This is a genomic window from Vreelandella sp. EE27 (assembly GCF_968206495.1).
Map to the genome: position 1 here is coordinate 600,169 of NZ_OZ309109.1, position 23,041 is coordinate 623,209.

The following is a 23,041-nucleotide window of genomic DNA, read 5'->3' on the forward strand; positions in this document are numbered from 1 at the left end:
TTGCAGGATAAACATGACAGTTCTATGTCGCCCTGGCATAAGGTTAATTAAATTTAATTTTATCGAGGCTTTAGCGGTGTGGTTTTACGCAGGGCCCAGCGGGTGCTTGGCAGACGCGAATACCCGCGCCGTATTCTAAGGCGAAAGCCGTCTTGTGGAGCCGGTGAAGAGTGACTAGAGTGTCGGCTTTAGTATGTCGCTCGCTGTCGAGACTACGAAAACAACCAGGAGAGTTAGGGCATGAGCAAAAAAGTAGCAGTGATACTGGCCGGCTGCGGCGCTTATGATGGCTCGGAGATTTATGAAACCACGCTGACACTGTTGCGTCTCGATCAGCTGGGTATCGCGTACCGCGCCTTTGCACCGGATATCGATCAGCACCACGTCGTCAACCACCTGACCCAAGAGGCCCAGGACGGCGAAACGCGCAACGTCCTGGAGGAATCGGCGCGGCTGATGCGCGGCGAGATCCAGCCCATTACCGAGCTCGACGCCGATGATTTCGACGCGGTGATCGTGCCTGGCGGTTTCGGCGTGGCCAAAAACCTTTCCGACTTTGCCGAACAGGGCGACGCCATGGCCGTGCTCGAGAGCCTGAAAACCGCGCTTGGCGCGTTCAAGGAGGACGCCAAGCCGATCGGTCTTATGTGCATCGCTCCGGTGCTGGTGTCCAGACTTTGGGGCGACGGTATTTCGGTCACCATCGGGCGCGACCCAAGCGTTGCCGGGGCGATCAGCGCCATGGGCGGGCTGCACAAAAGCTGCGACGTCGATGATATCGTCGTCGACCTGGAGCACCAGGTGGTGACCACCCCCGCCTACATGCAGGCGAAGCGCATCAGCGAAGCCGCTACCGGCATTTTCAAGCTGGTCGAACGCATCAACGAAATGATGGATCAGGCCAAGCCATAGCGTCCTTTGGGTCGTCGACGTGATCGAGTGACCAACAAAAACCTCTGCACGGGTGCAGAGGTTTTTTTAGGCTTACAAGAAAGGGTTTATTCGCTTTCGCTGTTCTCTTCGGCCTTGAGCCGGCGTTTGCGCACCAGTCGGCCAAACAGCAAGCCCACCTCGTAAAGCAGATACATGGGAATGGCCAGCAGGCTTTGCGAGATGATGTCCGGTGGCGTGAGCACCATGCCGATGACAAAGCAGCCCAGCAAAATGTAAGGGCGCTTTTGCGAAAGGCTCTGGACCGTCGTGGCGCCGGAGAGAATCAGCAAAAACGTCGCAATGGGAATCTCGAACGCCACGCCAAAGGCGAAAAAGAGCTTCAGCACGAAGTTAAGATACTGATTGATGTCGGTCATCACCGCCACGTTGGCAGGCCCGGTCTGGGTGAAAAACTCGAACAGCAAGGGAAATACGACGTAGTAGGCAAACGCCGCCCCGGCGTAGAAGAGCGCAATGCTCGACACCAGAATGGGGATCGCCAGGGCCTTCTCGTTGTCGTAAAGCCCGGGAGCTACGAAGGCCCAGGCCTGGTGTAGCACGAACGGAATCGCCAGAAATACCGCGACCACCAGCGTTAGCTTGAAAGGCGCCAGAAAGGGCGAAGCCACTTCGGTGGCGATCATTTGTGAGCCCGCCGGTAGCAGCGCGATCAAGGGTTCGGCGACGAAGGTGTAGATGTCGTTGGCAAAGGCGTAAAGCGCCAGGAACATCAACAGCACGACCGCCACCGCCTTGACCAGCCGCGAGCGCAGCTCGATCAGGTGTTCGATTAGCGGTGCCTGGCTTAGATCCTCGCGCGGCTGGTTTGAATCGCCCGGCTTACTCATGACGGGTTACTATCCTTTTTCAGCTCATCGGATTCGGGACGCGCGGACTCCTCGGTACTCGCCTGGGAGGAGGGCTCGGGGCTCTCGTGGACTTCCTCCAGCGCATCGTCCAGGCGCGCAGCGGCCTTGGCGACGCGCTTGTCCGTGTCATCTCCCGGGGTGCCGGAAGAAGACGACGCCGCTGGGGCGCTCGCGATGCTCTCGACGTCGCGCTTGGCCTGCTTCAGGCTGCTATCGAGTTTTTTCTGCTGATCGCTGATTTTCTGGCGAAGCTCTTCGGCCTCGAGCTGCGCGCTGATTTCGCGCTGCATACCGGATACCGTTCGCTTGATCTTGCCGATCCACATACCGGTGGTGCGCGCCGCCTTCGGCAGGCGCTCGGGGCCGAGTACCAAAAGGGCCACGATGCCAATGAGCATGAGCTCGAGAAAGCCGATATCCAGCATGGCTTAGGGACGCTCCTCAGAGCGCTTCTCGGCCTCGGCCTTGCGCTTCTCTTCGGCCTGAACGTCATAGGTATTGCCCGGCTCTTCGTGAGCCACCTTGGCGGCTTCGTCGCGCTCGGCGGATTTTTCTTTCTCCTCCTCGCTCATGGCGCTTTTGAAACCCTTGACCGCGCCGCCCAGGTCGGTGCCGACGTTGCGCAGTTTTTTGGTTCCAAAAATCAGGATGATAATGCCCAGTACAATCAAGAGCTGCCAGATACTGATGCCACCTAACATAGTCGTTTCCTCATTAAGCCGGGGCGTAAAACGCGGGAAAAGAGCGCTGATTGAGCGCTATCGGGACGCTTTTTCATCGTGGCCGGAGACCCCGAAGCGCCGTGCGAGCTCGTCGAGCACGCGTTGATGGTCGAGCTCGAGGTGCGAGAGCATCACCAGCGTATGAAACCACAGATCGGCGGTTTCAGCGATAACCGCTTGGCGCTCTTCGTCACCGCCAGCCTCGACGTCCTTGGCGGCCAGCACGGTCTCGAAGGCTTCCTCGCCCACTTTTTCGAGTATCTTGTTGAGCCCCTTGTCGTGCAAGGCGGCGACATAAGAGTGTTCCGGGGCGGCGTGGCGGCGCTGCTCCAGCACCTTTGCTAGCTGGTCCAGAACGGGCGTGGTGTTGGCGGTGCTCATCGAAATCCTTGGACGTTGATTAAAGATCCTGCGGGCGCTTTGCTCGAATCAATCCGGTATGACGCAAGTGTAGCCTGGCGCGCCTAGCTTACTGCCATAAAAGCAGTAAAAGTCCGGCACCGGCGGCGGCCAGCACCTGCCAGGGTTGGGCCAGCGCCCATTCGCTCAAGGGCTGCCAGGCAAGCGCAATGGCGAGAAGCGCCACGCCAATACGCAGGCGGTGGTGGCGCTTTTTCTGCTGGGTGAATTTGGCATCCAGCTGGGTAATGGCGCTGGCTTGAAGGTGGCGCTGGCGATGCTCCTGCTCCATGCGGCTAAGCGCCTGGTGGGCGAGCACGGGAAGCTCCGGCAACTGGTGGGAAAGCTCCGGCGCCTGGCGTTTGAGCGACTCCCAAAGCCCGCCGATCCCGGCGCGCTCTTTCATCCACTGCTCTAAATAGGGCTTGGCGGTGCTCCAAAGATCGAGCTCCGGGTAGAGCTGGCGGCCCAGGCCCTCGATGTTCAAAAGCGTTTTCTGCAACAGCACCAGCTGCGGCTGGACTTCCATGTTGAAGCGCCGGGCGGTCTGGAAAAGCCCCAAAAGCACCTGGCCAAAGGAGATATCCTTGAGCGGTTTTTCTAAAATCGGCTCGCACACGGTACGAATGGCGGCGGCGAACTCGTTGGCCCGGGTATTCTCGCCGACCCAGCCGGACTCGATGTGAAGCGCCGCTACCTCGTAATAATCCTGATGGAAAAACGCCAGCAGGTTGCGCGCGAGATAATCCTGGTCTTCCCGGGTCAGGCTTCCTACGATCCCACAGTCGATGGCGATGTACTGCGGGTCTTCCGGGTTGTCGCAGTTGACGAAAATATTGCCCGGGTGCATGTCGGCGTGAAAGAAGTTATCGCGAAACACCTGGGTGAAAAAGAGCTCGACGCCGCGCTCGGCGAGCTTTCTAAGATTGACGCCGTTTTTGATCAGCGTGTCCATATCTGCCACCGGCACGCCGCGAATGCGCTCCTGCACCATGACGTTGCGCCGGGTGAAGGGCCAGTAGATGGTGGGGACGAATAAAAGTGCCGAGTCCTTGAAGTTACGCTTGAGCTGGGAGGTGTTGGCGGCCTCCTTGTAAAGGTCGAGCTCGTCGAACAGGGTCGATTCGTAGTCGCGGATCACCTCGACCGGTCGCAGGCGCTTGGCCTCGGGCACCCGCGCCACAAGCTTGGCCACCTGATACATCAGCGCCATGTCCTGGCGCATCACCGCATCGATGCTGGGGCGGATGATCTTGACCACCACCTCTTCGCCGGTGTGAAGCGTGGCGGCGTGGACCTGGGCAATGGACGCCGAGGCAAGCGGGACGCGGTCGAATTCGGCGAATGCCTCGACGAGCGACATCTCGAGCTCTTTTTCCACTCGGGCCACGGCCAGTTCACCGGGGAAGGGCGGCACCTGGTCTTGAAGCCTTCTGAGCTCGTTAGAGATATCGTCGGGCAGCAGATCGCGCCGGGTCGAGAGCATCTGGCCGAACTTGATGAAGATCGGCCCCAAAGATTCCAGCGCCAGGCGCAAGCGCTCGCCCCGGGAACGCTTGCCGACCGGCACCAGGCGTAGCGGCAAAAACCACATCAAAACGCGCAGCCAAAGCGATAAGCGCTCCTTGGGTACCAGCGTATCCAGGCGGTGGCGCGCGATGACCCAGAGGATTTTGAAAAGCCGCAGGCTCATGAGCAGGGCTCCTGAACGATGCTCGCGTTCAGGCGCCGTGTAAGGCGGTCAAGGCGCGCCTCCAGGCGGTCGGTGGCCATGTCGAGCTCGGTGAGCGCGTCGCGCAGCACATCGCGCTGATGGCGCCCGGGCAGCATCCGGGCTTCTTCGAACACGTACTCGGAGAGATCCTGCAAAAACTCGTCCCGGGCGCGCAGCCCGAAGCGGCTCAGCCGGCGAATGCCTTCGGCAAATGAGTGGGCGGGGGTGGCGCCGATCCAGGTGGCAAGCTCACCTTCCCAGTCGAGATCCAGGTCGAAAAACAGATCCCGGGTCGCTTCCAAAAGCCCCAGACGCCCGCGGACGGCAAGCTTGCCGTCGAACATCAGTCGCTCGATCGAGGCGCCGCTCAGCCACTCGGAGAAGGTTTCCGGGGTCAGCTCGACGGTGGCATCGACGCTTGCCTCGAGCACATCGTCGCCGGGCAGCAGGTCGACCCCGGTGGCGTGGTAGGCAAGCAAAAGCGTCAGGTGTGGTTTTTCGAGCCTGATCAGCAAACGGCTGCCCGCCAGCGCCTCGAGACGGCCAGGGGCTGCCGGGTCGCGGGCGAGCAGAGCGTTTAGCGTGCGTTCACATCCGGCCAGTAACAGGGGCGGGGTCAATCGCATGCTCACCTCAGCGTTCTTTGAACGAGTGCTCGTCGAATCAGAGCACGTTGCTTTATAGCGTGGCACTTCGCGGTATCGAGGGTCATAGCTTGATGCCGCGATGTAGCGCGACGATTCCACCGGTCAGGTTGGTGTACTCCACCCGCTCGAGTCCCGCGTCTTCCATCATGGCCTTGAGGGTTTTCTGGTCCGGGTGCATGCGGATCGACTCCGCCAGGTAGCGGTAGCTCTCGCCATCCTTGGCCACCAGCTCACCGATGCGCGGCAAAAAGCGAAACGAGTATTCGTCGTAGGCTTTGCTCAAAAGCGCGTTATCGGGCTTGGAGAACTCCAGCACCAAAAGGCGCCCGCCGGGTTTGAGCACGCGGGCCATGGAGCGCAGTGCGGCGTCCTTGTCGGTGACGTTGCGAAGCCCGAAAGCGATGGTGATGCAGTCAAAGTGGTTGTCGGGGAAGGGCAGCGTTTCGGCGTTGGCCTGAACGTATTCGACGTTGCCGCCGACACCGTTGTCGATGAGCTTGTCGCGGCCGACGTTAAGCATCGAGGCGTTGATATCCGCCAACACGACCTTGCCACGGGGGCCCACCATACGCGAAAACTTAAGCGTGAGATCACCGGTGCCGCCGGCGATATCGAGCACCTTATGGCCAGGGCGCACGCCTGCGCGCTCGATGGTGAGGCGTTTCCATACCCGGTGGATGCCGAAGGACATCAGGTCGTTCATCACGTCGTAACGCGCGGCGACCGAGTGAAAGACATCCGCCACGCGCGAGGCTTTCTCGTCGAGCGGTACTTCCTGGTAGCCAAAATGGGTGGTGCGCTTTTCCGTGGGGCTCATGAGGCGACGGGCTCCCGAGTTCGAGGCGGACATCGATGACGCGTCTGTCATCGCTTGATAGGTTGGCTGTATTGTAGCCTTCTCTCTGTCGTTTTGTCTGCGCCTGCCGCTTCAAAGCCAGGTCTCGCCGCGCTTTTCGAAGCGGCCAGGCTTTTCAAGCCGGCCGGTGTCACCCCTATAGTTCCTTGAACTGAATGCTCGCCGGCTCGCGGGAGGCCCCCGCATCGCTCAACTGCTGTAGATACTCGGCCCAATAGGCGTCCTGGTGGGTGGCGATCTCGTAAAGGTAGTTGTAGCTATACAGGCCGCTGTCGTGGCCGTCGTCGAAGTGCAGCTTGAGCGCGTAGTTGCCGACCTGGCTGATATCCATCAAGCCCACGTCGCGCTTACCGGTTTGCAGCACCGCACTGTCGGCGCTATGGCCGCGCACCTCCGCGGAGGGCGAGTAAACGCGCAGAAGCTCGATCGGCACGCGGTAGTGCAGATCGCCCGGATAGGTCAGCTCCAGCAGGCGGTTTTTCTTGTGGTAGTGAACGTGGGTGGGAATCGGGCTATCCATTGGCAATCTCCCTTTGAAGTAGCAAACAGGCGGGTATGGTGGCCCGCCTGAAAAGCATGTTACCGCGCGGCCTGGACCGCGCTTCAACGCAACTGCTTACAAGATATAGCGCGACAGGTCTTCGTCGACAGCAAGTTCGCCAAGCTGGGCGTTGACGTAGTCGGCATCGACCACCAAGGGGCTGTCCATATCGCCGCCCTTGAACGAGGCCTCTTCCAGGAGGCGCTCCATCACGGTGTGCAGACGGCGCGCGCCGATGTTTTCGGTGCCTTCGTTGACCTGCCAGGAGATCTCGGCGATGCGCGCGATACCATCCTCGGTGAACTCGACGTCGAGCCCTTCGGTGGCCAGCAGCGCTTGATACTGCCGAGTGAGTGAGGCCGAAGGCTCGGTCAGGATGCGCTTGAAGTCGTTCGGCGTCAGCGCATCGAGCTCGACGCGAATCGGCAAACGGCCTTGAAGCTCCGGGATCAGATCGGAAGGCCGCGACAGATGGAACGCGCCGGAGGCGATGAACAGGATATGGTCGGTTTTGACCATGCCGTACTTGGTCGAGACGGTGGAACCTTCGATCAGCGGGAGCAAATCGCGCTGCACGCCTTCCCGAGAGACTTCGCCGCCGCTTGACTGGCCGCTGCCCTTGGCGACTTTATCGATTTCGTCGAGAAAGACGATGCCGTGCTGCTCGACGGACTCGACCGCCCGCGCCTTGATCTCTTCTTCGTTGACGAGCTTGCCGGCCTCTTCGTCGCGCAGCAGTACCAGCGCTTCCTTGACCGTGACCCGGCGCTGTTCGCGCTTTTGCTGGCCCATGTTGGAGAACATGCTCTGCAGCTGGTTGGTCATCTCTTCCATGCCCGGCGGGGTCATGATGTCGACGCCCTGGCCCTGGGCGGAGACTTCGATGTCGATCTCTTTATCGTCGAGCTGGCCTTCGCGAAGCTTCTTGCGAAAAGACTGGCGCGTGGCGTTGTCGTCGCGGGGCTTGTCTTCCTGGCCCCGGGGCGGCGGCAGCAGCGCGTCGAGTACGCGATCTTCCGCGGCGTCTTCGGCGCGGTGGCCGACCTCTTCCTTGGCGTGCTCACGCACCATCTTGATCGCGGCTTCCATCAAATCGCGAATGATCGACTCGACGTCGCGGCCCACATAACCGACTTCGGTGAACTTGGTCGCTTCGACCTTGATGAACGGTGCGCGGGCCAGTTTGGCAAGCCGCCGGGCGATTTCGGTTTTACCCACGCCGGTGGGGCCGATCATCAGGATGTTTTTCGGCGTGACTTCCGGGCGCAGGTCGGTGTCGAGCTGCATGCGCCGCCAGCGGTTGCGCAGGGCAATGGCCACGGCGCGCTTGGCATCCTGCTGCCCGATGATGTACTGGTCGAGCGCGTGAACGATTTCGCGGGGTGTCATCTGGGTCATGGGGTGCCTCAGCGTTCGTTGGAATCAAGCTCTTCGAGCGTGATGTGATGGTTGGTAAACACGCAGATGTCACCGGCGATTTGCAGCGATTTCTCGGTGATCTCCCGGGCGCCGAGCTCGGTGTTTTCCAAAAGCGCGCGGGCGCTAGCCTGGGCGAAGTTGCCGCCGGAGCCGATGGCGATGATGCCGCGCTCGGGCTCGACGACGTCACCGTTACCGGTAATGATCAATGAAGCGCTGTGATCGGCCACGGCCAAAAGCGCCTCTAACCGGCGAAGCGCCCGGTCGGTGCGCCAGTCCTTGGCAAGCTCGACGGCGGCCTTGGTCAGGTGGCCCTGGTATTTTTCGAGCTGCGCTTCGAAGCGCTCAAAGAGGGTAAATGCGTCGGCCGTGCCGCCGGCGAAGCCCGCGAGCACCTTGCCCCGATAGAGGCGGCGCACCTTGCTGGCATTGCCTTTCATCACAGTGTTGCCAAGCGATACCTGGCCATCGCCCGCCAGGGCGACATGATTTCCGCGGCGTACGGATACGATCGTGGTCATGGAGATGACTCCTTAAGAGAGCAAAGGCTCCCGATAACTTACCGGCCGCGTGGCGGCCGCAACTAAAGCACGTTAGAACCCGAGTGATTCACAACAAAATGCGGGCGGCTGATAAAAAATCAACCGCCCGCGTCAGGTTCTGCCGGGGATTATGTGTACGCGTACCGATTCACGCGCATCCGTTCACGCGCATCCGTTCACGCGTACCGATTCATGCGTACTGGGCAGCGGCGCTAGTTTTGCAACTGAATCAAAAGTGGCTCGATCCCCTGGGTCGCCATCAGGTCCTGGGCGCGGCTGAGCTCCCGGGTATCCTCGTAGGGCCCTACCTGGACGCGATGCCACACGTCACCGCTTGCCTGGACCTCGGTAATCTGGGCCAGAAGGCTCAGGTTGCGAAGCTTTGAGCGCAGCTGCTCGGCGTCACCGAGCTCCTTGAAGGAGGCCGCCTGGAGCATGTAGCGGTTGGGCGATGCGCTCGTCGCCGGCGTCGATGGCGCGGCGTCGTTGCTGGCCTGCTCCTGGGGGCGGGTGTTGGCGGCGATGATCTGGGCGATCTGATCGCCCCCCTGGTCGCTATCCGTGCTGCTTGCCTCGCCGGGGTCCGGCGCCTCCGGGCGATTGACCGTTGAGGGCAGCGTCACGCCCGGCGCGATCACCTCGGTTTCCGGCAACAGGGTGTAGAACTCGAAGGTCGGCATGGAAGGCTCGGCCTCGCCCTCGGTTTGGCGCGCCGCGCTTCGCTCCTCGCTTCCCGAGGGCTTGGGCAGCACCGTCGCCTGGGGGGTGTCCTCCTGGGCCTGCCAGGGGGCGGTGCCTTGCTGGTGCTGGGCCAGAAAGAAGCCCGCCACGATACCGAGAAGCGCCCAAAGCCAGCCCGGTAGCCTAAACCCCGAGCCTTCGGTTTTGGACGCCTTGCGCTGGCTGGTCGCTCCGCGGCGGGTAGGCCGTTTGCGCGGTCTTGCCATTTACATCTCCTCTGGGGCGCTAACCCCCATTAGATCGAGTCCGTTACGCAGCACTTGGCGGGTGGCAAGGCCAAGGGCCAACCGGGCGTTTCTAAGCGCGTCGTCGTCGACCATGACTTTGACCGCGTTGTAGCAGGTGTGGAAATCGCCGGCCAGGTCCAAAAGGTATTGGGAAACCTGCTGGGGCTCGCGTGCCCGCGCCGCCTGTTCGACGACTTCCGGGTAGCGCGCCAGCCGGTTCAGCACGGCCTTTTCCTGGTCGCTATCGAGCTTCGCCAGGTGCGTAAGCGCCTGGTCGTAGTCGAACGCCTTGTCTTCGTTTTGTGCCTTGCGCAGCATGCTGCATACCCGGGCGTGGGCGTACTGAATGTAGTAGACCGGGTTGTCGTTGGACTGGGAGCGGGCCAGGTCGATATCGAAGGTGAGCTGGGAGTCCGCGCGACGCGCGGCGAGGAAAAAGCGCGTGGCGTCGCGCCCCACTTCGTCGATCAAATCGCGAAGCGTCACGTAACTGCCCGCCCGCTTGGAGAGTTTTACCTCCACACCGCTTCGAGTCACCAACACCATCTGGTGCAGCACGTAATCCGGGTAGCCTTTGGGCATACCCAGCTCCAGCGCCTGCAGGCCTGCGCGCACTCGGGTCACGGTGGAGTGGTGGTCTGCGCCTTGCTCGTTGATCACGGTTTTGAAGCCGCGCTGCCACTTGTTGTAGTGATACGCTACGTCCGGCAAGAAGTAGGTGTAGCCGCCGTCCGTCTTACGCATGACGCGGTCCTTGTCGTCGCCGAAGTCGGTGGTGCGCAGCCACATCGCGCCGTCGTCTTCATAGGTGTGGCCGTTGGCGATCAGTCGCTCGACGGTGGCCTCGACGTTGCCCTTTTCGTAGAGCGACGACTCCAAAAAGTAGATGTCGAACTCGACGCCGTACGCCTTGAGATCGAGATCCTGCTCCCGGCGAAGCCAGGCCACGGCAAATGCCTGAATGGCGGCGAGATCCTCCGGGTCGGCCTGGCCGGTGACTTCGCGGTCGTCGGCGCTGACGGTCTTGCCCGCCAGATAATCCTTGGCGACATCAAAAATGTAGTCACCGCGGTAGCCGTCGGCGGGCCAGCTCTCGTCGTCCGGCCCCAGCCCCTTGGCACGCGCCTGCACCGACAGCGCAAGGTTCTTGATTTGGGCGCCGGCGTCGTTGTAGTAGAACTCGCGGGTCACGTCATACCCGGTGGCTTCTAAAAGCCGGCACAGGCAGTCGCCGATCGCAGCACCCCGGCCGTGGCCTACGTGCAAAGGGCCGGTCGGGTTAGCAGAGACGAACTCGACCTGGACCTTTTCACCCTTGCCCAAAAGGCTTCGCCCGAAGGCGTCGCCTGAGTCCAGCACCTGGGCGATGATTTGCGCGGCGGCATCAGCGGCGGCAAAGAAGTTGATGAAACCGGGGCCGGCGATCTCGGTTTTGGCAATGGCGTCGCTTTCGGGCAGCGCCTCGACCAGTTTCTCGGCCAGGTCGCGCGGCTTCATGCCCGCTGGCTTGGCCAGCATCAGCGCCAGGTTGGTGGCGTAGTCGCCGTGGGCCTTGTCTTTCGTCGGGTCGATCTTGATGGTCGGGGCAAGATCCTCGGGCAGCACGCCTTGGTGCTTAAGCGCGTCGATCGCGCCCTGGAGCAAAGAAGTGATCGTCTCTTTCATTTGAATATCCGGGATTTTGGTGGCGGCGTGTGCGTCGTGAAACGGTTGCTTGACGTTAAAACGTGAACAGGCAAAAAAGTAAAAGCGACCATTATCGGCAATTGGCGCCCAGTTTCAAAGCCGTATTGCGTTTGAGGGGCGCCATGCTTGAAAAGTGGGCGCTTACGAAAGCGTTTGCGGGTCGATGTCGATCGACCAGCGTACGCCGCGCGCCTCGCGATGGGCGTCCAGCCACTGTACCAGGTAGTTGGCCGCTGCGTGGCGCTGGCTGCGCTTGTCCGCGGCCAGCAGCACGTGAATGTGGTAACGATTTTGACGGCGCTCCATGGGCGCGGGCACCGGGCCCAGGCAGTTCGCCTGCACACCGGACTCCTTCAACCACTGGCGCAGCGCCTGGGCTGCTTGCTGGGCCAACGCCAGGGCGGCCTGCTCTTTGGGGCTCTCCAGGCGCAAAAGCGCCATGAAACCAAAGGGCGGCAGCTTGGCAAGCCTTCGCTCCTCGAGCAAATTGCGCGCCAGCGCCCCGTAGCCGTGTTCGGCCAGTTGGCCCAGGTGCGGGTCGTCCGGGTGCAGGGTTTGCACCAATACCCTGCCTGGGTGCGCGGCGCGCCCGGCCCGGCCCGCGACCTGCTCGAGAAGCTGGGCGCTATGCTCGAGCGCCCGGAAGTCGGCGCTGTAGAGCCCGCCATCGGCGTTGATCACCACCACCAGGGTGACGTGGGGCAGGTGGTGTCCCTTGGCGAGCATCTGGGTGCCGACCAGAATACAGGGCTCGCCGCGATGCACCTCTTTGAGGACCTGGTCGAAGCTATCCTTGCGCCGGGTGCTGTCACGATCGATCCGGTACACCGTGGTGTCCGGGAAAAGCCCCGTGAGCGTCTCTTCGGTGCGTTCGGTGCCGGAACCCAGCGCGCGCAGGTCGCCGCTGCCGCAATCCGGGCAGGCATCTGGCAGTGCCCGGCGGCTGTCGCAGTGGTGGCAGGCCAGAAGCGGCGGCTGGCGGTGCAGCGTCATGCGCGCATCGCACTGCTGGCAATCCGCCATCCAGCCGCAGGCGTGGCAGGCAAGCCGGGGCGCGAAGCCGCGCCGGTTGATGAAAATCAGCACCTGCTTGCCCGCCTCGAGGGTCGATTTGATCGACTTGATCGCGCCGGGCAGAAGCCCGCCCTGGCGGCGCTGGTGGCGCAGATCACAAAGCTCGAGCTTGGCCGGCGGGTGGCGGCTGGGTCGCTTGGTCAGACGCAGGTGGCGGTAGTGTCCGGTGAGCGCTTGCTGCAGGCTCTCGAGCGACGGCGTGGCGCTGCCCAGCAAAAGCGGTATCTGGTGGTGGTGGGCGCGGGCCACGGCCAGGTCCCGGGCGTGGTAGCGAAGCCCGTCGTGCTGCTTGTAGGAGCCGTCGTGCTCTTCGTCGACGATGATCGCGCCGGGTTTGGCAAGCGGCGTGAAAATCGCCGAGCGGGTGCCGATCACGATCAGCGCGCGGCCATCGGCGGCGGCCTCCCAGGCGTCCATACGTTCGGCGTCGTTGAGCCCGGAGTGAAGCGCCACCACCGCCACCTTGAAACGGCTTTTGAAGCGCGCAAGCGTCTGCGGCGTCAGGCCGATCTCCGGCACCAGCACCAGCGACTGCTTACCCTTCGCCGCTATCGCCTCGATTAGTTGAAGGTAGATCTCGGTCTTGCCGCTGCCGGTCACGCCTTCGAGCAGGCAGGGGTGATAGCCTGCCAGGTTTTCGTGTAGCGCGGAAAGGGCTACGGCCTGCTCCCGGTTGAGCGGCAGCGCCGGGCTTGCCAGAAGCCCCTGGGGCGCGCCGGCCCCGGCCTGGCGGGCGATTTCCCGGGAACTGACCAGCCCTTTACGCTCCAGCGCGTTTAGCTGCTCTTTGGCGTAGCCGTGGGCGCTGATCGCCTGGGTCGGCAGGCCCTGGGCGTGCTGGCGCAAAAGCGCGTAGAGCGCGGCCTGTTTAGGGGCGTTTTTAAGCGTTGGGGGATTTGGCTCGCCCGCTGCCTGCCACTGGGTGTAGGTGCGCCCGGCCATCGGGTAGCCCTGACGGAGCCTGGCCGGCATGGCCAGCTGCATGGTGTCGCCAAGGCCGTGCTGGTAGTAGCGCGCGGTAAAGTGGCAAAGCCACAGCCAGTCCGCGGGCAGCGGCGCATCGTCGAGCACCTCGGAAATCGGTTTTAGCTTCTCCCTGGGGTACGCGCTTTGCTCTATCGCCTGAATGACCACGCCCACGACGTCGCGTCGGCCAAAGGGCACGCGCACGCGAAGACCGGGCACCCAGCCGCCGGCCGGCGTTTGGCGCGCTGGCAAGTAATCGAAAAGCTGCCTGAGCGGGGAGGGCAGCGCCACGACAAGCGCGCCGGGGGCCTTGGGCGCCTGGGAGGTGGGGGCAGAAGAAAAGGGTTCGGGCAATTGGCCTCCGGCTTAAAAAGTTGCTAGAATATGCGCCCGCTACACGTTTTACCAACCTGGTTTACGCGTGAAGCGGCAATCCGGTTAGCAGTTATTTCAACCCCATATGCGGTGCCTGGCAATGGATCAGGTGGCGGCATAAGCGTGCGAGGTTCACGATGAGACAAGGTATTCACCCGAATTACAACACGGTCACCGCGACGTGTTCTTGTGGCAACGCCTTCCAGGTCGGTTCTACCTCTGGTCAGGACTTCTCTTTGGATGTGTGCTCCAACTGCCACCCGTTCTATACGGGCAAGCAGAAGCAAGCGACCACCGGTGGCCGCGTAGAGCGCTTCAACAAGCGTTTCGGCGCTGCCGTCAAACGCGGCTAAACGCCCGTTTACCGGCACCCAGGTGCCGGGCGCTAAAAACCCACGCTCCGGCGTGGGTTTTTTTATGGACGCAATAAAATGAAATTAATTTCCAGAATTGCTGCGCTGCATCTATAAGCAAAGCATTATAGCTAAAAGGGTTGAGTATAAGTTGCAGCAAATGGCTGTAAAAAAGCCCGATTATGAGCCAAAGTGAGGCTAAAAAGCCGTTTCTTTTTTAAAGTTGACCGTGCCTTGAGGCGCCACGGGTTTTTCTATACTCTAAAGTGACATATCTACTTTAGGATGACGGAATCCCATCATGACAGACGCTAATCGGCAGGCAGCGCTTGATTATCATGCCAAACCCATTCCTGGAAAGCTTTCGGTCGAGTTAACCAAGTCCACTGCGACTGCCCGCGATCTGTCGCTGGCCTATAGTCCGGGGGTGGCGGAGCCGGTGCGCGAGATCGCAAGAGATGCCGAAAACGCTTACCGCTACACCGGTAAAGGCAATCTGGTCGCGGTGATCTCCGATGGCAGCGCCATTTTAGGCCTTGGCAACCTGGGGCCGCTTGCCAGCAAGCCGGTCATGGAAGGCAAGGGCGTGCTGTTCAAGTGCTTTGCCGGTATCAACTCGGTGGATATCGAGGTCGACGCCGAAAACCCGCAAGCGTTTATCGATACCGTCGCGCGCATCGCTGATACTTGGGGCGGCATCAACCTTGAGGACATCAAGGCGCCGGAGTGCTTCGAGATCGAAAAGGCGCTGATCGAGCGTTGCTCGATTCCGGTATTCCACGATGATCAGCACGGCACGGCGATCGTCACCGCGGCGGGCATGTTGAACGCCCTGGATATCGCCGAAAAGCGTATCGAAGACGTCAAGATCGTGTGCATGGGCGCGGGCGCGGCGGCGATTGCCTGCATGCGCCTGCTGATCTCCTGCGGCGCCAAAGCGGAAAACCTGGTGATGCTCGACCGGCGCGGGGTGATTCACACCGAGCGCGACGGCATCAACGAGTACAAGGCGGAGTTCGCCCGCTATACCGATATGCGCACCCTGGATGATGCTATCGACGGCGCCGACGTGTTCATCGGCCTATCTGGTCCGGGGCTTTTGAGCGCCGACCACGTGAAGAAGATGGCCGCGGACCCGATCATTTTCGCCTGCACCAACCCGGACCCGGAGATTCACCCGGACGTGGCCCGCGAAGCGCGCCCGGACGTGATCATGGCCACCGGCCGCTCGGACTTCCCCAACCAGGTCAACAACGTGTTGGGCTTTCCGTTCATTTTCCGCGGGGCTCTGGATGTGCGCGCCACGCGCATCAACGAGGCGATGAAGATCGCCGCGGTGCACGCACTGAAAGACCTGGCCCGGGAGCCGGTACCGGAGGAGGTGTTGAACGCCTACGAGCTCACCGAAATGAGCTTTGGTCGCGACTACATCATTCCCACCCCGGTCGATGTGCGCCTTTTGGAGCGTGTCTCTTCCGCGGTGGCCCAGGCCGCCGTGGACTCGGGGGTGGCCCGCAAGCCCTACCCGGCGCACTACCCGCTGAAAACGATCAACAACGTTTACGGCGGCTGAGCGCATCAATCTGGACGGTCTCGAGCAACCCTACGCGGGGGCGCCATGAATACTTCTCTGTAGGCTACTTTCGCCATCTGACCGCCAGGGATGGCGGGAATGCCGAAAATGCAGGAGCAATTTCCGGCCCTGGCGAAAGACCCCCTCTACGGGTTACTCGAGACCTTGGTAGTCCTAATCCTGAAGACCTTGCTTGAAACTTTTAAAGCCCGCAAACGAGTAATGCCGATCAGTTAAGGCTTTTGCCTACCCACAACGAGCGGTAAATCTATTGTAGCAGCGCGTTGCGCTGCGTCGCTGGCTAAAGCCTGCTCTTACCAGGGATGGGGCACGACTCCATTGTAGGAGCCCAATTCCATTGGGCGATGGCGGCGATAGCCGCCCTTCGGTGGCGACGGCACTTTTGGTTGCCATCATCACCAACCCCCGGCAGCGCGTTGCGCTGCATCGCTGGCTGAAGCCTGCTCCTACAAGGGATGGATGCAAGATTTCGTTGTTGTGGAGCCCGCTTCAGCGGTGGTCCGACAATTCGGCGAATGGCGCCGTCAGGCGCCCTGGCCAAGCCACCCGTCGCGAGCTAAAGCTCCGTCCCACAGGTGATAGCCAGGCTTAACTGATCTGCATTACGCAAACGAGGGCTTTTTTTGTTCTCTGCTATTTCTACTACTCCTGCGGATAGCGCGTCAGCCCTTCCTGGGCGGTGGAGGCGACCAGCTGGCCGCGCTGGTTGAAAATATGTCCGCGGGCCAGGCCACGGCCGCCGCCGGACCAGGGCGCGTCGATCGAGTAGAAAAGCCACTCGTTGAGACGGGTATCCTGGTGCAGCCAGAGCGCGTGATCCAGGCTTGCGATACGCAGCTTCGAGTCGCCGAATTCCACACCGTGAGGAATCAATCCGGTGCTCAACAGGTTGAAATCCGATGAGTAGGAGAGAAGATGGCGGTGGAGCGCCGGGTCATCGGGCAGCTCGCCGTTGATGCGAAACCACAGCCCGCGCCCGGCCGGTGCGGCGGGGGTGGGGTTATGGTCCAGGTGGACGAACTCGATCGGGTGGCCGGGAAAGCGCTCGTGCTTGACGTTGCCTTCCTCTATCAGCGCCTCGGGGCCGGGCACCTCGGGCATGCTGATCTGGTGGCTAAAGCCAGGCTCCGGGGCTTGAAACGAGGCGCTGCAGAAAAAGATCGGCCGCCCTTTTTGAATGGCGGTGACGCGGCGAGTGGTGAAACTGCCGCCGTCGCGCACGTTGTCCACCTGGTAGACCACCGGGCGGTGCGGGTCGCCGGGGCGTAGAAAGTAGCCGTGTTGGGAGTGGGGCAGGCGGCCTTCGTCGACGGTACGGGACGCGGCGGCCAGCGCCTGGCCGAGTACCTGCCCGCCGTAAAGCTGAGGAAAGCCCAGATCCTGGCTCTGGCCGCGAAACAGCGTCTCCTCCAGAGTTTCGAGCTCCAGCAAGTTGATCAGCGTCTTCAGCGCATCGTTCATTCTCGGTATCCTGTGACATTTAGCCGCTTAAACAATTTGCGGGTTACCTTAACGGAGTTCGCCTTCATGCGCAGCGACGAATTTTACATGCACCGGGCGTTGGACCAGGCACACTTGGCGGCGGCGGCGGGGGAGGTGCCCGTCGGCGCGGTGGTGGTCGGCCCAAACGGTGACATCATCGGCGCGGCGCACAATTACCCGGTGGCAAGCCATGACCCCAGCGGGCACGCCGAAATTCGCGCGCTGCGCGAGGCGGGCCGCGCTTTGGAAAATTATCGCCTTGACGGCTGTACCCTGTATGTCACATTAGAGCCTTGTATGATGTGTGCCGGTGCCATGGTGCACGCGCGCATCACGCGGCTGGTTTACGCCGCCGCCGAGCCGCGCACCGGCATGGTGGAATCGAAGGCGAACCTGCTCGCCCAGCCCTGGTTCAACCACGAGGTCAAAGTCGACGCGGGCGTATTGGCCGGCGCCTCCAAAAAACTCTTGAAAGCGTTTTTCGCCCGCCGCCGCCAGGCGTAAAAGGCGATTTCCCCGGGAGACAAGATGTACGTGCTACTCAACGTTTTGATCGTGCTCGCGACCATCGCCGCCATGGAAGTGGTGGCCACGCTTTCGCATAAGTACATCATGCACGGCTGGGGATGGGGGTGGCACCGCTCTCACCACGAACCGCGCACGGGCTGGTTCGAGCTCAACGACCTGTACGCGGTGGTCGCGGCGGCGTTGGCCATCGCGCTCATCGCCTACGGCACCGCCGGGGCCTGGCCGCTACAGTGGATCGGCGCGGGCATGACCGCTTACGGCATGATTTACTTCGTGCTTCACGATGGATTGGTACACAAGCGCTGGCCGTTTAGTCTCATCCCCCGGCGCGGCTATCTAAAGCGCCTCTACAAGGCGCACCGGCTGCACCACGCGGTCAAGGGGCGCCACGACTGCGTCTCCTTCGGCTTCATTTATGCCCCGCCGGTCGACAAGCTCGAACGAACGCTGAAAAGCCGCCACGGCCAAAAAGCTAACGCGGGCGCTGCCAAAGCCTCAAAGGGCGCTCAGGCGACGCCTTCCGAGCGCGAGAGCCAAGCGCGCTAGTCCCGCCCCATAGCAAAAGCGACGCTTTCTCGCCTCGGCCGGTGCTCAGGCGCCGGTCCCAGGCGCCCGCCCCGGCGCTGGTCACCTTTACGCCGATTTTACGATACACCCCGAGTGCGGTGGCGATCGCCCAGGCCGAGCGCAGCGGCAGCGCCTGGATGCCAATGCGCGCCGAGGCGTAGTAGGGCTCAGCAGCCTGAATCAGTCGCGTCGCCACGCGGGCAAGCGCCTCCCGGTAAGCCGGGTCGAGAATATCCGCTTGGGTCATGCCCTCATCGCGCAGCCACTGGGCGGGCACGTAGCAGCGCCCGGCCTCGGCGTCCTCGACGATATCCCGGGCGATGTTGGTCAACTGAAACGCCAGGCCCAGATCGCAGGCGCGATCAAGCACGGCTTCGTCGCGAACGCCCATCACCCGCGCCATCATCAAGCCCACCACCCCGGCCACGTGGTAGCAGTAGCGCAGCGTGTCCTCCAACGTTTCATAGCGCTCGTCGCGCACGTCCATGGCGTAGCCTTCCAGGTGATCGAAGGCCTGGGAGGGAGGAATCTCGTGGGCCAGCGCCACCTCCTGAAAGGCAGCGAAAGCGGGCTCTTCCATAGATTCGCCTGCAAAGGCGCGCTCGGTTTGCGCCTTGAGCTCGGTCAGGCGCGCTTCACTGGCGGCCTTTTCGGCTTCGCTATCCTGGGTGTCGTTTGCCGGGTTGTTGAATCCCAGGGTCTGGTCGTCGATCACGTCATCGCAGTGGCGGCACCAGGCGTAGAGCATCAGCGCACTGCGGCGCGTTTGCGGATCGAACAGCCGGGAGGCGCTGGCAAAGCTTTTCGAGCCCGCCGCCATGGTGACGGTGGCGTGATCCAGAAGCGCTTCACTCATTGCCTGGTGTCTCTATTGATAGCCTCTCCACCATCAAACCTGCCGTCGCCTTGGCCGAGCCGATCACGCCGGGAATGCCCGCGCCCGGGTGGGTACCCGCGCCGACCAGGTACAGGTTGTCGATCTTGCTGTCCAGGTTGTGGGGGCGAAACCAGGCGCTTTGGGTGAGAATCGGCTCGATCGAGAATGCCGAGCCCTGATGGGCGCTGAGCGTGTCGCGAAAATCAAACGGCGTGAACATGCGATGGGTCACCAGCTGGCTTCTGAGCCCCGGCATGTAGTGCTTTTCCAGGTAATCGAAGATGCGCTCGCGAAGCTTCGGGCCTTCCACGTCCCAGTCGAGATCCGCGGTGCCCAGGTGCGGCACCGGGGCCAGCACGTAGTAGCTACCCGAGCCCTCTGGGGCAAGCGAGGGGTCGGTGACGCACGGCGCGTGCAGGTAGAGCGAGAAGTCCTCGGCCAGGCTGTCGCTTGAGAAGATTTCGTCGATCAACTCCCGGTAGCGCGGCCCGAAGCAGACCGTATGGTGGGCCAGCTGGGTGTGGTTGTGATCGAGCCCGAAATAGAGCACGAACAGCGAGTTGCTCATGCGCTTGCGCTTGAGTTTTTTAGCGCGGGAGGCGCCGACCGGGTGGTGGCCCAATAGCTTTTCGTAGGTGTGCACCACGTCGGCGTTGGAGGCCACGGCGCGGGCGGGTATCTCGCGGCCATCAGAAAGTTTGACGGCGTTGATATGGTTACCGTCCGCCTCGATGCGCTCGGCCTTCGCGTTGAGCGCGATTTCCCCGCCCAGGTCCTCGAAGAGCTTCGCCATGCCCTGCACCAAAGCGCCGGTGCCCCCGCGCGGAAACCACACGCCCCACTTGCGCTCCAGCGCATGGATCAGCGTATAGATCGACGAGGTGGCAAAGGGGTTGCCGCCGACCAGCAGGGAGTGAAACGAAAACGCCTGGCGCAGGTGTTCGTCCTCGATGAAGGTCGATACCTTGGCGTAGACGCTCTTCCAGGCCTCGAGTTTTGCCAGTTGAGGGGCGGCGCGCAGCATGTCGCGAAAGTGGAGAAACGGCACCGTGCCGAGTTTGACGTAGCCCTCAATGAAGACCGCCTGGGAGTAGGTTAGAAAGCGCCGGTAACCCTCGACGTCCGCCGGGTTGAAGTGTTCGATCTGGGTCTCGAGGCTTTGCTGGTCGTTGTCGTAGTTGAAGACTTCGCCGGACTCCCAGCAGAGCCGGTAGAAGGGCGTGACCGGCAAAAGCTCGACGTACTCACCGATGGATTTCCCCGCAAGCTTAAAAAGCTCCTCGATGGCGCTGGGGTCGGTGATCACCGTGGGGCCGGCGTCGAACACGAACCCTTCGTCCTCGTAGACATAGGCGCGCCCGCCGGGCTTGTCGCGTTGCTCGAGCAGAAGCGTCGGAATGCCCGCCGCCTGCAGCCGGATGGCCAGCGCCAGGCCACCAAAGCCCGCGCCAATTACGATCGTTTTAGTCATCTTTGAAGGCTCGCAGCCGAGGAGTTTGTTTAAGCACGGCCGGGATGGCCTCTCGAATGGGCACCGGCGGCTTTCCGGAGACGATGCGCGCCTTGTCGAAAAGGGTGGTCGTGCCCGCGTAAAATCGGTCGATCAGGGCGCCATTGAGCCCGTAAAAACGCTGCATGACCTGCCAGCGCCGCTCCGGGCGGCCGGCCAGGAACAGCATACGGTTGAGCATGCGGAAAAACCGCTGCTCGCGCCAGCGCCTTCTGGCGTAACGCTCGATTAGCCCCGAAAGCGCCTCGGCGCTCAGGTCTTTCTGCGCGGCGATCAGGTCGGCAAGCGCCACCGCGTGGGGCAGCGAATAGCCGGTGGTGGCGTGAAAAAGCCCGGCCCGCAAACCGCTGACGGGCTGACCGTCGAGCGCTTTCCAGAACGCATCGATATCGCCGTCGAGGGTAATCGGTAAATGACCGAGCTCTTCGCGCTCCAGCGTCTCGAGCGCCCAGCCCTGGGCCTGGGCGTAGCGGGCGATGTTCTCCCGGGCGCGGGGGGCGTCGAGGCCTTTATCATCCACGTAGTGGGTGTCTTCGATTAAAAGCGTGTCGTCGGAAAGCGGCAGGCTGTACACGAAACGATAGCCACTGCCTTGATCCACCGCGGCATCCATCATGCGTGGGCGCGCCAGGCCGTGGGGCTTTGAAAGGCGCCACTGCTGGCCCACGAAGGACTGAAAGCCGACGCTCAGGTGCGGGCTTTTGGCCTGGCCGCGGCCATCGATCACCGCCTGGGCCTCGAGCACGGTGGCATCTTCCAGCGTTACGCTTTGCGGGGTTAGGCTGGCGACGTTGGTGTTGGTTAAGAGCCTTTCGCCCAGGGCGTCGGTCACTACCCGGGCAAAGCGCGCGGAGGTAATGCTCAGGTAGCCGCTTTCGAGGGTGCGCTCGAAGGCGGGAAAGCGCACTTCGTAATCCGGCCAGCGGTGCGCCACCAAAGGCGCAAGCCAGGCGTGCTGCTCACTCGAAAGATCCCCCGCGTGAAACGACCAGGTATGGTTGCCCCCGGGTGTATCCCCCGCTTCGATGACCAGCAGCTTAAGGCCTGGCTGGCGCTGGGTCAGGCGCCAGGCGATCAGGGCGTTGGCCAGGCCCGCGCCGACGAGAATGAGGTCATACTGCTGCATGGGTCGTCTCCGCGAAAACCGGCTGCCCGGTGGAGAGCGCCTGCTCGGTGATGGCGGCGGCGCGCTCAGCCCCGCCCGCGGCGCGTAGCGGCGCCTGGAGTCGGCCAAGATGCGTCTTGTACGCCGGGTCCGTCTTCAGCGCTGCGAGCTTTTGGGCAAAGGTGGCCGTGCGCGAGACGCTGAACGCGCGCTCGCCCAGGCCGTGGTAGAGCACCCGGGCCGCCACGCCGGGCTGGTCGAACGCCAGCGGCACCGCAAGGATCGGGGTGGCGTGCTCGATGGCATCCACCACGGTATTGAGCCCGCCGTGGGTGATCACCGCCTCAGCGCGGGCAAGGGCGGCGCCCTGATCGACGAAATCGACCACCGCCGTGGCGCCTGCCGCGCCAAGCGCGGTTTCTTGCGCGGCGCTTAGCTTGCCGCAGTGGGCGATCAAAAGCGGGGCCTTTTGCATCTTACAGGCCCGGGCGATTTTTTTAAAAAGCTGGATGCGGTGGCCCTGCAGCGTGCCCAGCGAGGCGAACACGAAGCGCTCGGGTAAATCCAGCGTCTCCAAGCGCCGGTTCGTCGAGGGCCCTGGCGGCAGGCGCAGTGGCCCGACGGCGTGAAAGGTCTCGGGCAGTCGATGACGCGGGAAGTCGAAAGCCAGCGGCGTTTGGCTGATTTGGGCAAGCGGCGACAAACACTCGTGGAGCGCGTGGCGCGGCGTCAAGCCAAACGCCTGGGCGTGGCGCGCCACTACCTTTGCGTGGCGGCCCATCAGCCGGTCGTAGATGCGTTCGCTGGTGGCGTACATGCCGCGGGCCTGGTCGGTCTCGGCAAAACGAAAGGGCATGACGGGAAGCGGCAGGTGCGCCTCGCGGTTGACCGGCAGCGCGCAGGCGATCGAGACGAAGGGCAGCCCGAGCCCTTCGGCCACGATGGCGCCCGCCGGCTCCATCTGGTCGGCAATCACGCCGTCCACGCCAAGGCGTTCGAGCGCGGCGGGAAGCTCGCGGCAAAGCATGTCCGTGGTATCGGCCAGGTCGCGGATCATGGCAAAAAGGCCAACGCCTCCGGGGTTGGCGAGCCGTGAGAGCGTTTGCGCCATACGCCCTTGCGGGTGGCTTTCACGGCCCACCACGGCGAAGCCGATGCGTTCGTCGCCCATCAGCGGCCGGGCGTCCGCTTGATGAACGAAGGTGATCTGGTGGCCGCGCTCTATCAGCCGGACGCTGAGCGCCTCGAGGGCTTTGACGTGGCTGTAAAGCGGTGGTGCCACGACCGCATAATGGCTCATGGGTGCGTGCCCCC

The 23,041-nt window shown here is 62.5% G+C and carries 23 protein-coding genes; 5 read left to right on the plus strand and 18 right to left on the minus strand.

What is annotated here, in order from left to right; all coding sequences use genetic code 11:
• The first annotated feature begins 240 nt into the window (after nt 1–240).
• Nucleotides 241–912 (plus strand): isoprenoid biosynthesis glyoxalase ElbB, encoded by a 672-nt coding sequence (gene elbB / locus ACWHVV_RS02890; protein ID WP_447927995.1) that lies wholly within the window; start codon nt 241–243, stop codon nt 910–912.
• 86 nt (nt 913–998) lie between these two features.
• On the opposite strand, the gene tatC is transcribed toward elbB, so the two are convergent.
• From tatC to ACWHVV_RS02955, 13 genes are all read right to left on the minus strand, one after another.
• The gene (tatC, locus tag ACWHVV_RS02895; protein WP_447927996.1) at nt 999–1,781 is read right to left on the minus strand and encodes a twin-arginine translocase subunit TatC; all 783 of its coding nucleotides are present in this window, start codon (nt 1,779–1,781) and stop codon (nt 999–1,001) included.
• Nucleotides 1,778–2,227, minus strand: a complete 450-nt coding sequence (gene tatB / locus ACWHVV_RS02900) for a Sec-independent protein translocase protein TatB (RefSeq protein ID WP_447927997.1) — start codon at nt 2,225–2,227, stop codon at nt 1,778–1,780. The genes tatC and tatB overlap by 4 nt, the downstream gene beginning before the upstream one ends.
• A gap of 3 nt (nt 2,228–2,230) precedes the next feature.
• The gene (gene tatA, locus ACWHVV_RS02905; RefSeq protein ID WP_447527774.1) at nt 2,231–2,503 is read right to left on the minus strand and encodes a Sec-independent protein translocase subunit TatA; all 273 of its coding nucleotides are present in this window, start codon (nt 2,501–2,503) and stop codon (nt 2,231–2,233) included.
• A 57-nt stretch (nt 2,504–2,560) separates the two neighbouring features.
• Complete coding sequence (locus ACWHVV_RS02910) at nt 2,561–2,905, minus strand: phosphoribosyl-ATP diphosphatase (protein WP_447927998.1); 345 nt, start codon at nt 2,903–2,905, stop codon at nt 2,561–2,563.
• Nucleotides 2,906–2,993: 88 nt separating this feature from the next.
• Complete coding sequence (gene ubiB / locus ACWHVV_RS02915) at nt 2,994–4,616, minus strand: ubiquinone biosynthesis regulatory protein kinase UbiB (protein ID WP_447927999.1); 1,623 nt, start codon at nt 4,614–4,616, stop codon at nt 2,994–2,996.
• Entirely contained in the window at nt 4,613–5,263 is a 651-nt protein-coding gene (locus tag ACWHVV_RS02920) for a ubiquinone biosynthesis accessory factor UbiJ (RefSeq protein WP_447530493.1), read from the minus strand. Before ACWHVV_RS02920 ends, ubiB begins: the two co-directional genes overlap by 4 nt.
• A gap of 82 nt (nt 5,264–5,345) precedes the next feature.
• On the minus strand, nt 5,346–6,101 hold the full coding sequence (gene ubiE / locus ACWHVV_RS02925) for a bifunctional demethylmenaquinone methyltransferase/2-methoxy-6-polyprenyl-1,4-benzoquinol methylase UbiE (RefSeq protein WP_447527777.1): 756 nt from the start codon (nt 6,099–6,101) through the stop codon (nt 5,346–5,348).
• Nucleotides 6,102–6,276: 175 nt separating this feature from the next.
• A complete protein-coding gene (locus ACWHVV_RS02930) occupies nt 6,277–6,660 on the minus strand; it encodes a gamma-butyrobetaine hydroxylase-like domain-containing protein (RefSeq protein WP_447895154.1) in 384 nt (127 codons plus the stop codon).
• A gap of 96 nt (nt 6,661–6,756) precedes the next feature.
• Nucleotides 6,757–8,079 (minus strand): ATP-dependent protease ATPase subunit HslU, encoded by a 1,323-nt coding sequence (hslU, locus tag ACWHVV_RS02935; RefSeq protein WP_447928000.1) that lies wholly within the window; start codon nt 8,077–8,079, stop codon nt 6,757–6,759.
• 8 nt (nt 8,080–8,087) lie between these two features.
• Nucleotides 8,088–8,621 (minus strand): ATP-dependent protease subunit HslV, encoded by a 534-nt coding sequence (hslV, locus tag ACWHVV_RS02940; RefSeq protein ID WP_447527780.1) that lies wholly within the window; start codon nt 8,619–8,621, stop codon nt 8,088–8,090.
• A gap of 233 nt (nt 8,622–8,854) precedes the next feature.
• On the minus strand, nt 8,855–9,589 hold the full coding sequence (locus ACWHVV_RS02945) for an SPOR domain-containing protein (RefSeq protein WP_447928001.1): 735 nt from the start codon (nt 9,587–9,589) through the stop codon (nt 8,855–8,857).
• Nucleotides 9,590–11,275, minus strand: a complete 1,686-nt coding sequence (gene argS / locus ACWHVV_RS02950; protein ID WP_447928002.1) for an arginine--tRNA ligase — start codon at nt 11,273–11,275, stop codon at nt 9,590–9,592.
• A gap of 162 nt (nt 11,276–11,437) precedes the next feature.
• A complete protein-coding gene (locus ACWHVV_RS02955) occupies nt 11,438–13,690 on the minus strand; it encodes a primosomal protein N' (RefSeq protein WP_447928003.1) in 2,253 nt (750 codons plus the stop codon).
• 158 nt (nt 13,691–13,848) lie between these two features.
• Here ACWHVV_RS02955 and rpmE point away from each other — a divergent pair, with 158 nt between their 5' ends.
• Together rpmE and ACWHVV_RS02965 are read left to right on the plus strand one after the other, a co-directional pair.
• A complete protein-coding gene (gene rpmE / locus ACWHVV_RS02960; RefSeq protein WP_447928004.1) occupies nt 13,849–14,064 on the plus strand; it encodes a 50S ribosomal protein L31 in 216 nt (71 codons plus the stop codon).
• Between the two features lie 301 nt (nt 14,065–14,365).
• Nucleotides 14,366–15,637, plus strand: coding sequence for a malic enzyme-like NAD(P)-binding protein (locus ACWHVV_RS02965; RefSeq protein WP_447928005.1), 1,272 nt, complete (start codon nt 14,366–14,368; stop codon nt 15,635–15,637).
• Between the two features lie 663 nt (nt 15,638–16,300).
• Here the strand turns inward: ACWHVV_RS02965 and ACWHVV_RS02970 are convergent.
• Entirely contained in the window at nt 16,301–17,119 is an 819-nt protein-coding gene (locus ACWHVV_RS02970; RefSeq protein ID WP_447928006.1) for an acyl-CoA thioesterase, read from the minus strand.
• Nucleotides 17,120–17,185: 66 nt separating this feature from the next.
• On the opposite strand from ACWHVV_RS02970, the gene tadA reads away from it, so the two are divergent.
• Nucleotides 17,186–17,644: a tRNA adenosine(34) deaminase TadA gene (gene tadA / locus ACWHVV_RS02975; RefSeq protein ID WP_447928007.1), complete on the plus strand. Its 459-nt coding sequence runs from the start codon at nt 17,186–17,188 to the stop codon at nt 17,642–17,644.
• Between the two features lie 24 nt (nt 17,645–17,668).
• On the plus strand, nt 17,669–18,214 hold the full coding sequence (locus ACWHVV_RS02980; RefSeq protein WP_447928008.1) for a sterol desaturase family protein: 546 nt from the start codon (nt 17,669–17,671) through the stop codon (nt 18,212–18,214).
• Here ACWHVV_RS02980 and crtB read toward each other — a convergent pair.
• The 4 genes from crtB to ACWHVV_RS03000 are packed head-to-tail and all read right to left on the minus strand — an operon-like array spanning nt 18,141 to nt 23,027.
• Nucleotides 18,141–19,091, minus strand: a complete 951-nt coding sequence (crtB, locus tag ACWHVV_RS02985) for a 15-cis-phytoene synthase CrtB (protein WP_447928009.1) — start codon at nt 19,089–19,091, stop codon at nt 18,141–18,143. The two genes, ACWHVV_RS02980 and crtB, sit on opposite strands and share 74 nt — an antisense overlap.
• Entirely contained in the window at nt 19,084–20,583 is a 1,500-nt protein-coding gene (locus ACWHVV_RS02990; protein WP_447928010.1) for a phytoene desaturase, read from the minus strand. The genes crtB and ACWHVV_RS02990 overlap by 8 nt, the downstream gene beginning before the upstream one ends.
• On the minus strand, nt 20,576–21,748 hold the full coding sequence (gene crtY, locus ACWHVV_RS02995; RefSeq protein ID WP_447928011.1) for a lycopene beta-cyclase CrtY: 1,173 nt from the start codon (nt 21,746–21,748) through the stop codon (nt 20,576–20,578). The genes ACWHVV_RS02990 and crtY overlap by 8 nt, the downstream gene beginning before the upstream one ends.
• Nucleotides 21,735–23,027: a glycosyltransferase gene (locus ACWHVV_RS03000; RefSeq protein WP_447928012.1), complete on the minus strand. Its 1,293-nt coding sequence runs from the start codon at nt 23,025–23,027 to the stop codon at nt 21,735–21,737. Before ACWHVV_RS03000 ends, crtY begins: the two co-directional genes overlap by 14 nt.
• Nucleotides 23,028–23,041: the final 14 nt, after the last annotated feature.

Excerpts from the sequence above, each read along its gene's own strand:
- ACWHVV_RS02980 (WP_447928008.1), top strand. The coding sequence starts at position 17,669 with ATGTACGTGCTACTCAACGTTTTGATCGTGCTCGCGACCATCGCCGCC.
- ubiE (WP_447527777.1), bottom strand. The coding sequence starts at position 6,101 with ATGAGCCCCACGGAAAAGCGCACCACCCATTTTGGCTACCAGGAAGTA.
- ubiB (WP_447927999.1), bottom strand. The coding sequence starts at position 4,616 with ATGAGCCTGCGGCTTTTCAAAATCCTCTGGGTCATCGCGCGCCACCGC.
- tatB (WP_447927997.1), bottom strand. The coding sequence starts at position 2,227 with ATGCTGGATATCGGCTTTCTCGAGCTCATGCTCATTGGCATCGTGGCC.
- tadA (WP_447928007.1), top strand. The coding sequence starts at position 17,186 with ATGCGCAGCGACGAATTTTACATGCACCGGGCGTTGGACCAGGCACAC.
- ACWHVV_RS02930 (WP_447895154.1), bottom strand. The coding sequence starts at position 6,660 with ATGGATAGCCCGATTCCCACCCACGTTCACTACCACAAGAAAAACCGC.
- ACWHVV_RS03000 (WP_447928012.1), bottom strand. The coding sequence starts at position 23,027 with ATGAGCCATTATGCGGTCGTGGCACCACCGCTTTACAGCCACGTCAAA.
- elbB (WP_447927995.1), top strand. The coding sequence starts at position 241 with ATGAGCAAAAAAGTAGCAGTGATACTGGCCGGCTGCGGCGCTTATGAT.
- ACWHVV_RS02965 (WP_447928005.1), top strand. The coding sequence starts at position 14,366 with ATGACAGACGCTAATCGGCAGGCAGCGCTTGATTATCATGCCAAACCC.
- ACWHVV_RS02945 (WP_447928001.1), bottom strand. The coding sequence starts at position 9,589 with ATGGCAAGACCGCGCAAACGGCCTACCCGCCGCGGAGCGACCAGCCAG.
- ACWHVV_RS02990 (WP_447928010.1), bottom strand. The coding sequence starts at position 20,583 with ATGACTAAAACGATCGTAATTGGCGCGGGCTTTGGTGGCCTGGCGCTG.
- ACWHVV_RS02970 (WP_447928006.1), bottom strand. The coding sequence starts at position 17,119 with ATGAACGATGCGCTGAAGACGCTGATCAACTTGCTGGAGCTCGAAACT.
- tatA (WP_447527774.1), bottom strand. The coding sequence starts at position 2,503 with ATGTTAGGTGGCATCAGTATCTGGCAGCTCTTGATTGTACTGGGCATT.
- ACWHVV_RS02920 (WP_447530493.1), bottom strand. The coding sequence starts at position 5,263 with ATGCGATTGACCCCGCCCCTGTTACTGGCCGGATGTGAACGCACGCTA.
- crtB (WP_447928009.1), bottom strand. The coding sequence starts at position 19,091 with ATGAGTGAAGCGCTTCTGGATCACGCCACCGTCACCATGGCGGCGGGC.
- argS (WP_447928002.1), bottom strand. The coding sequence starts at position 11,275 with ATGAAAGAGACGATCACTTCTTTGCTCCAGGGCGCGATCGACGCGCTT.
- crtY (WP_447928011.1), bottom strand. The coding sequence starts at position 21,748 with ATGCAGCAGTATGACCTCATTCTCGTCGGCGCGGGCCTGGCCAACGCC.
- tatC (WP_447927996.1), bottom strand. The coding sequence starts at position 1,781 with ATGAGTAAGCCGGGCGATTCAAACCAGCCGCGCGAGGATCTAAGCCAG.
- hslU (WP_447928000.1), bottom strand. The coding sequence starts at position 8,079 with ATGACCCAGATGACACCCCGCGAAATCGTTCACGCGCTCGACCAGTAC.
- ACWHVV_RS02910 (WP_447927998.1), bottom strand. The coding sequence starts at position 2,905 with ATGAGCACCGCCAACACCACGCCCGTTCTGGACCAGCTAGCAAAGGTG.
- rpmE (WP_447928004.1), top strand. The coding sequence starts at position 13,849 with ATGAGACAAGGTATTCACCCGAATTACAACACGGTCACCGCGACGTGT.
- hslV (WP_447527780.1), bottom strand. The coding sequence starts at position 8,621 with ATGACCACGATCGTATCCGTACGCCGCGGAAATCATGTCGCCCTGGCG.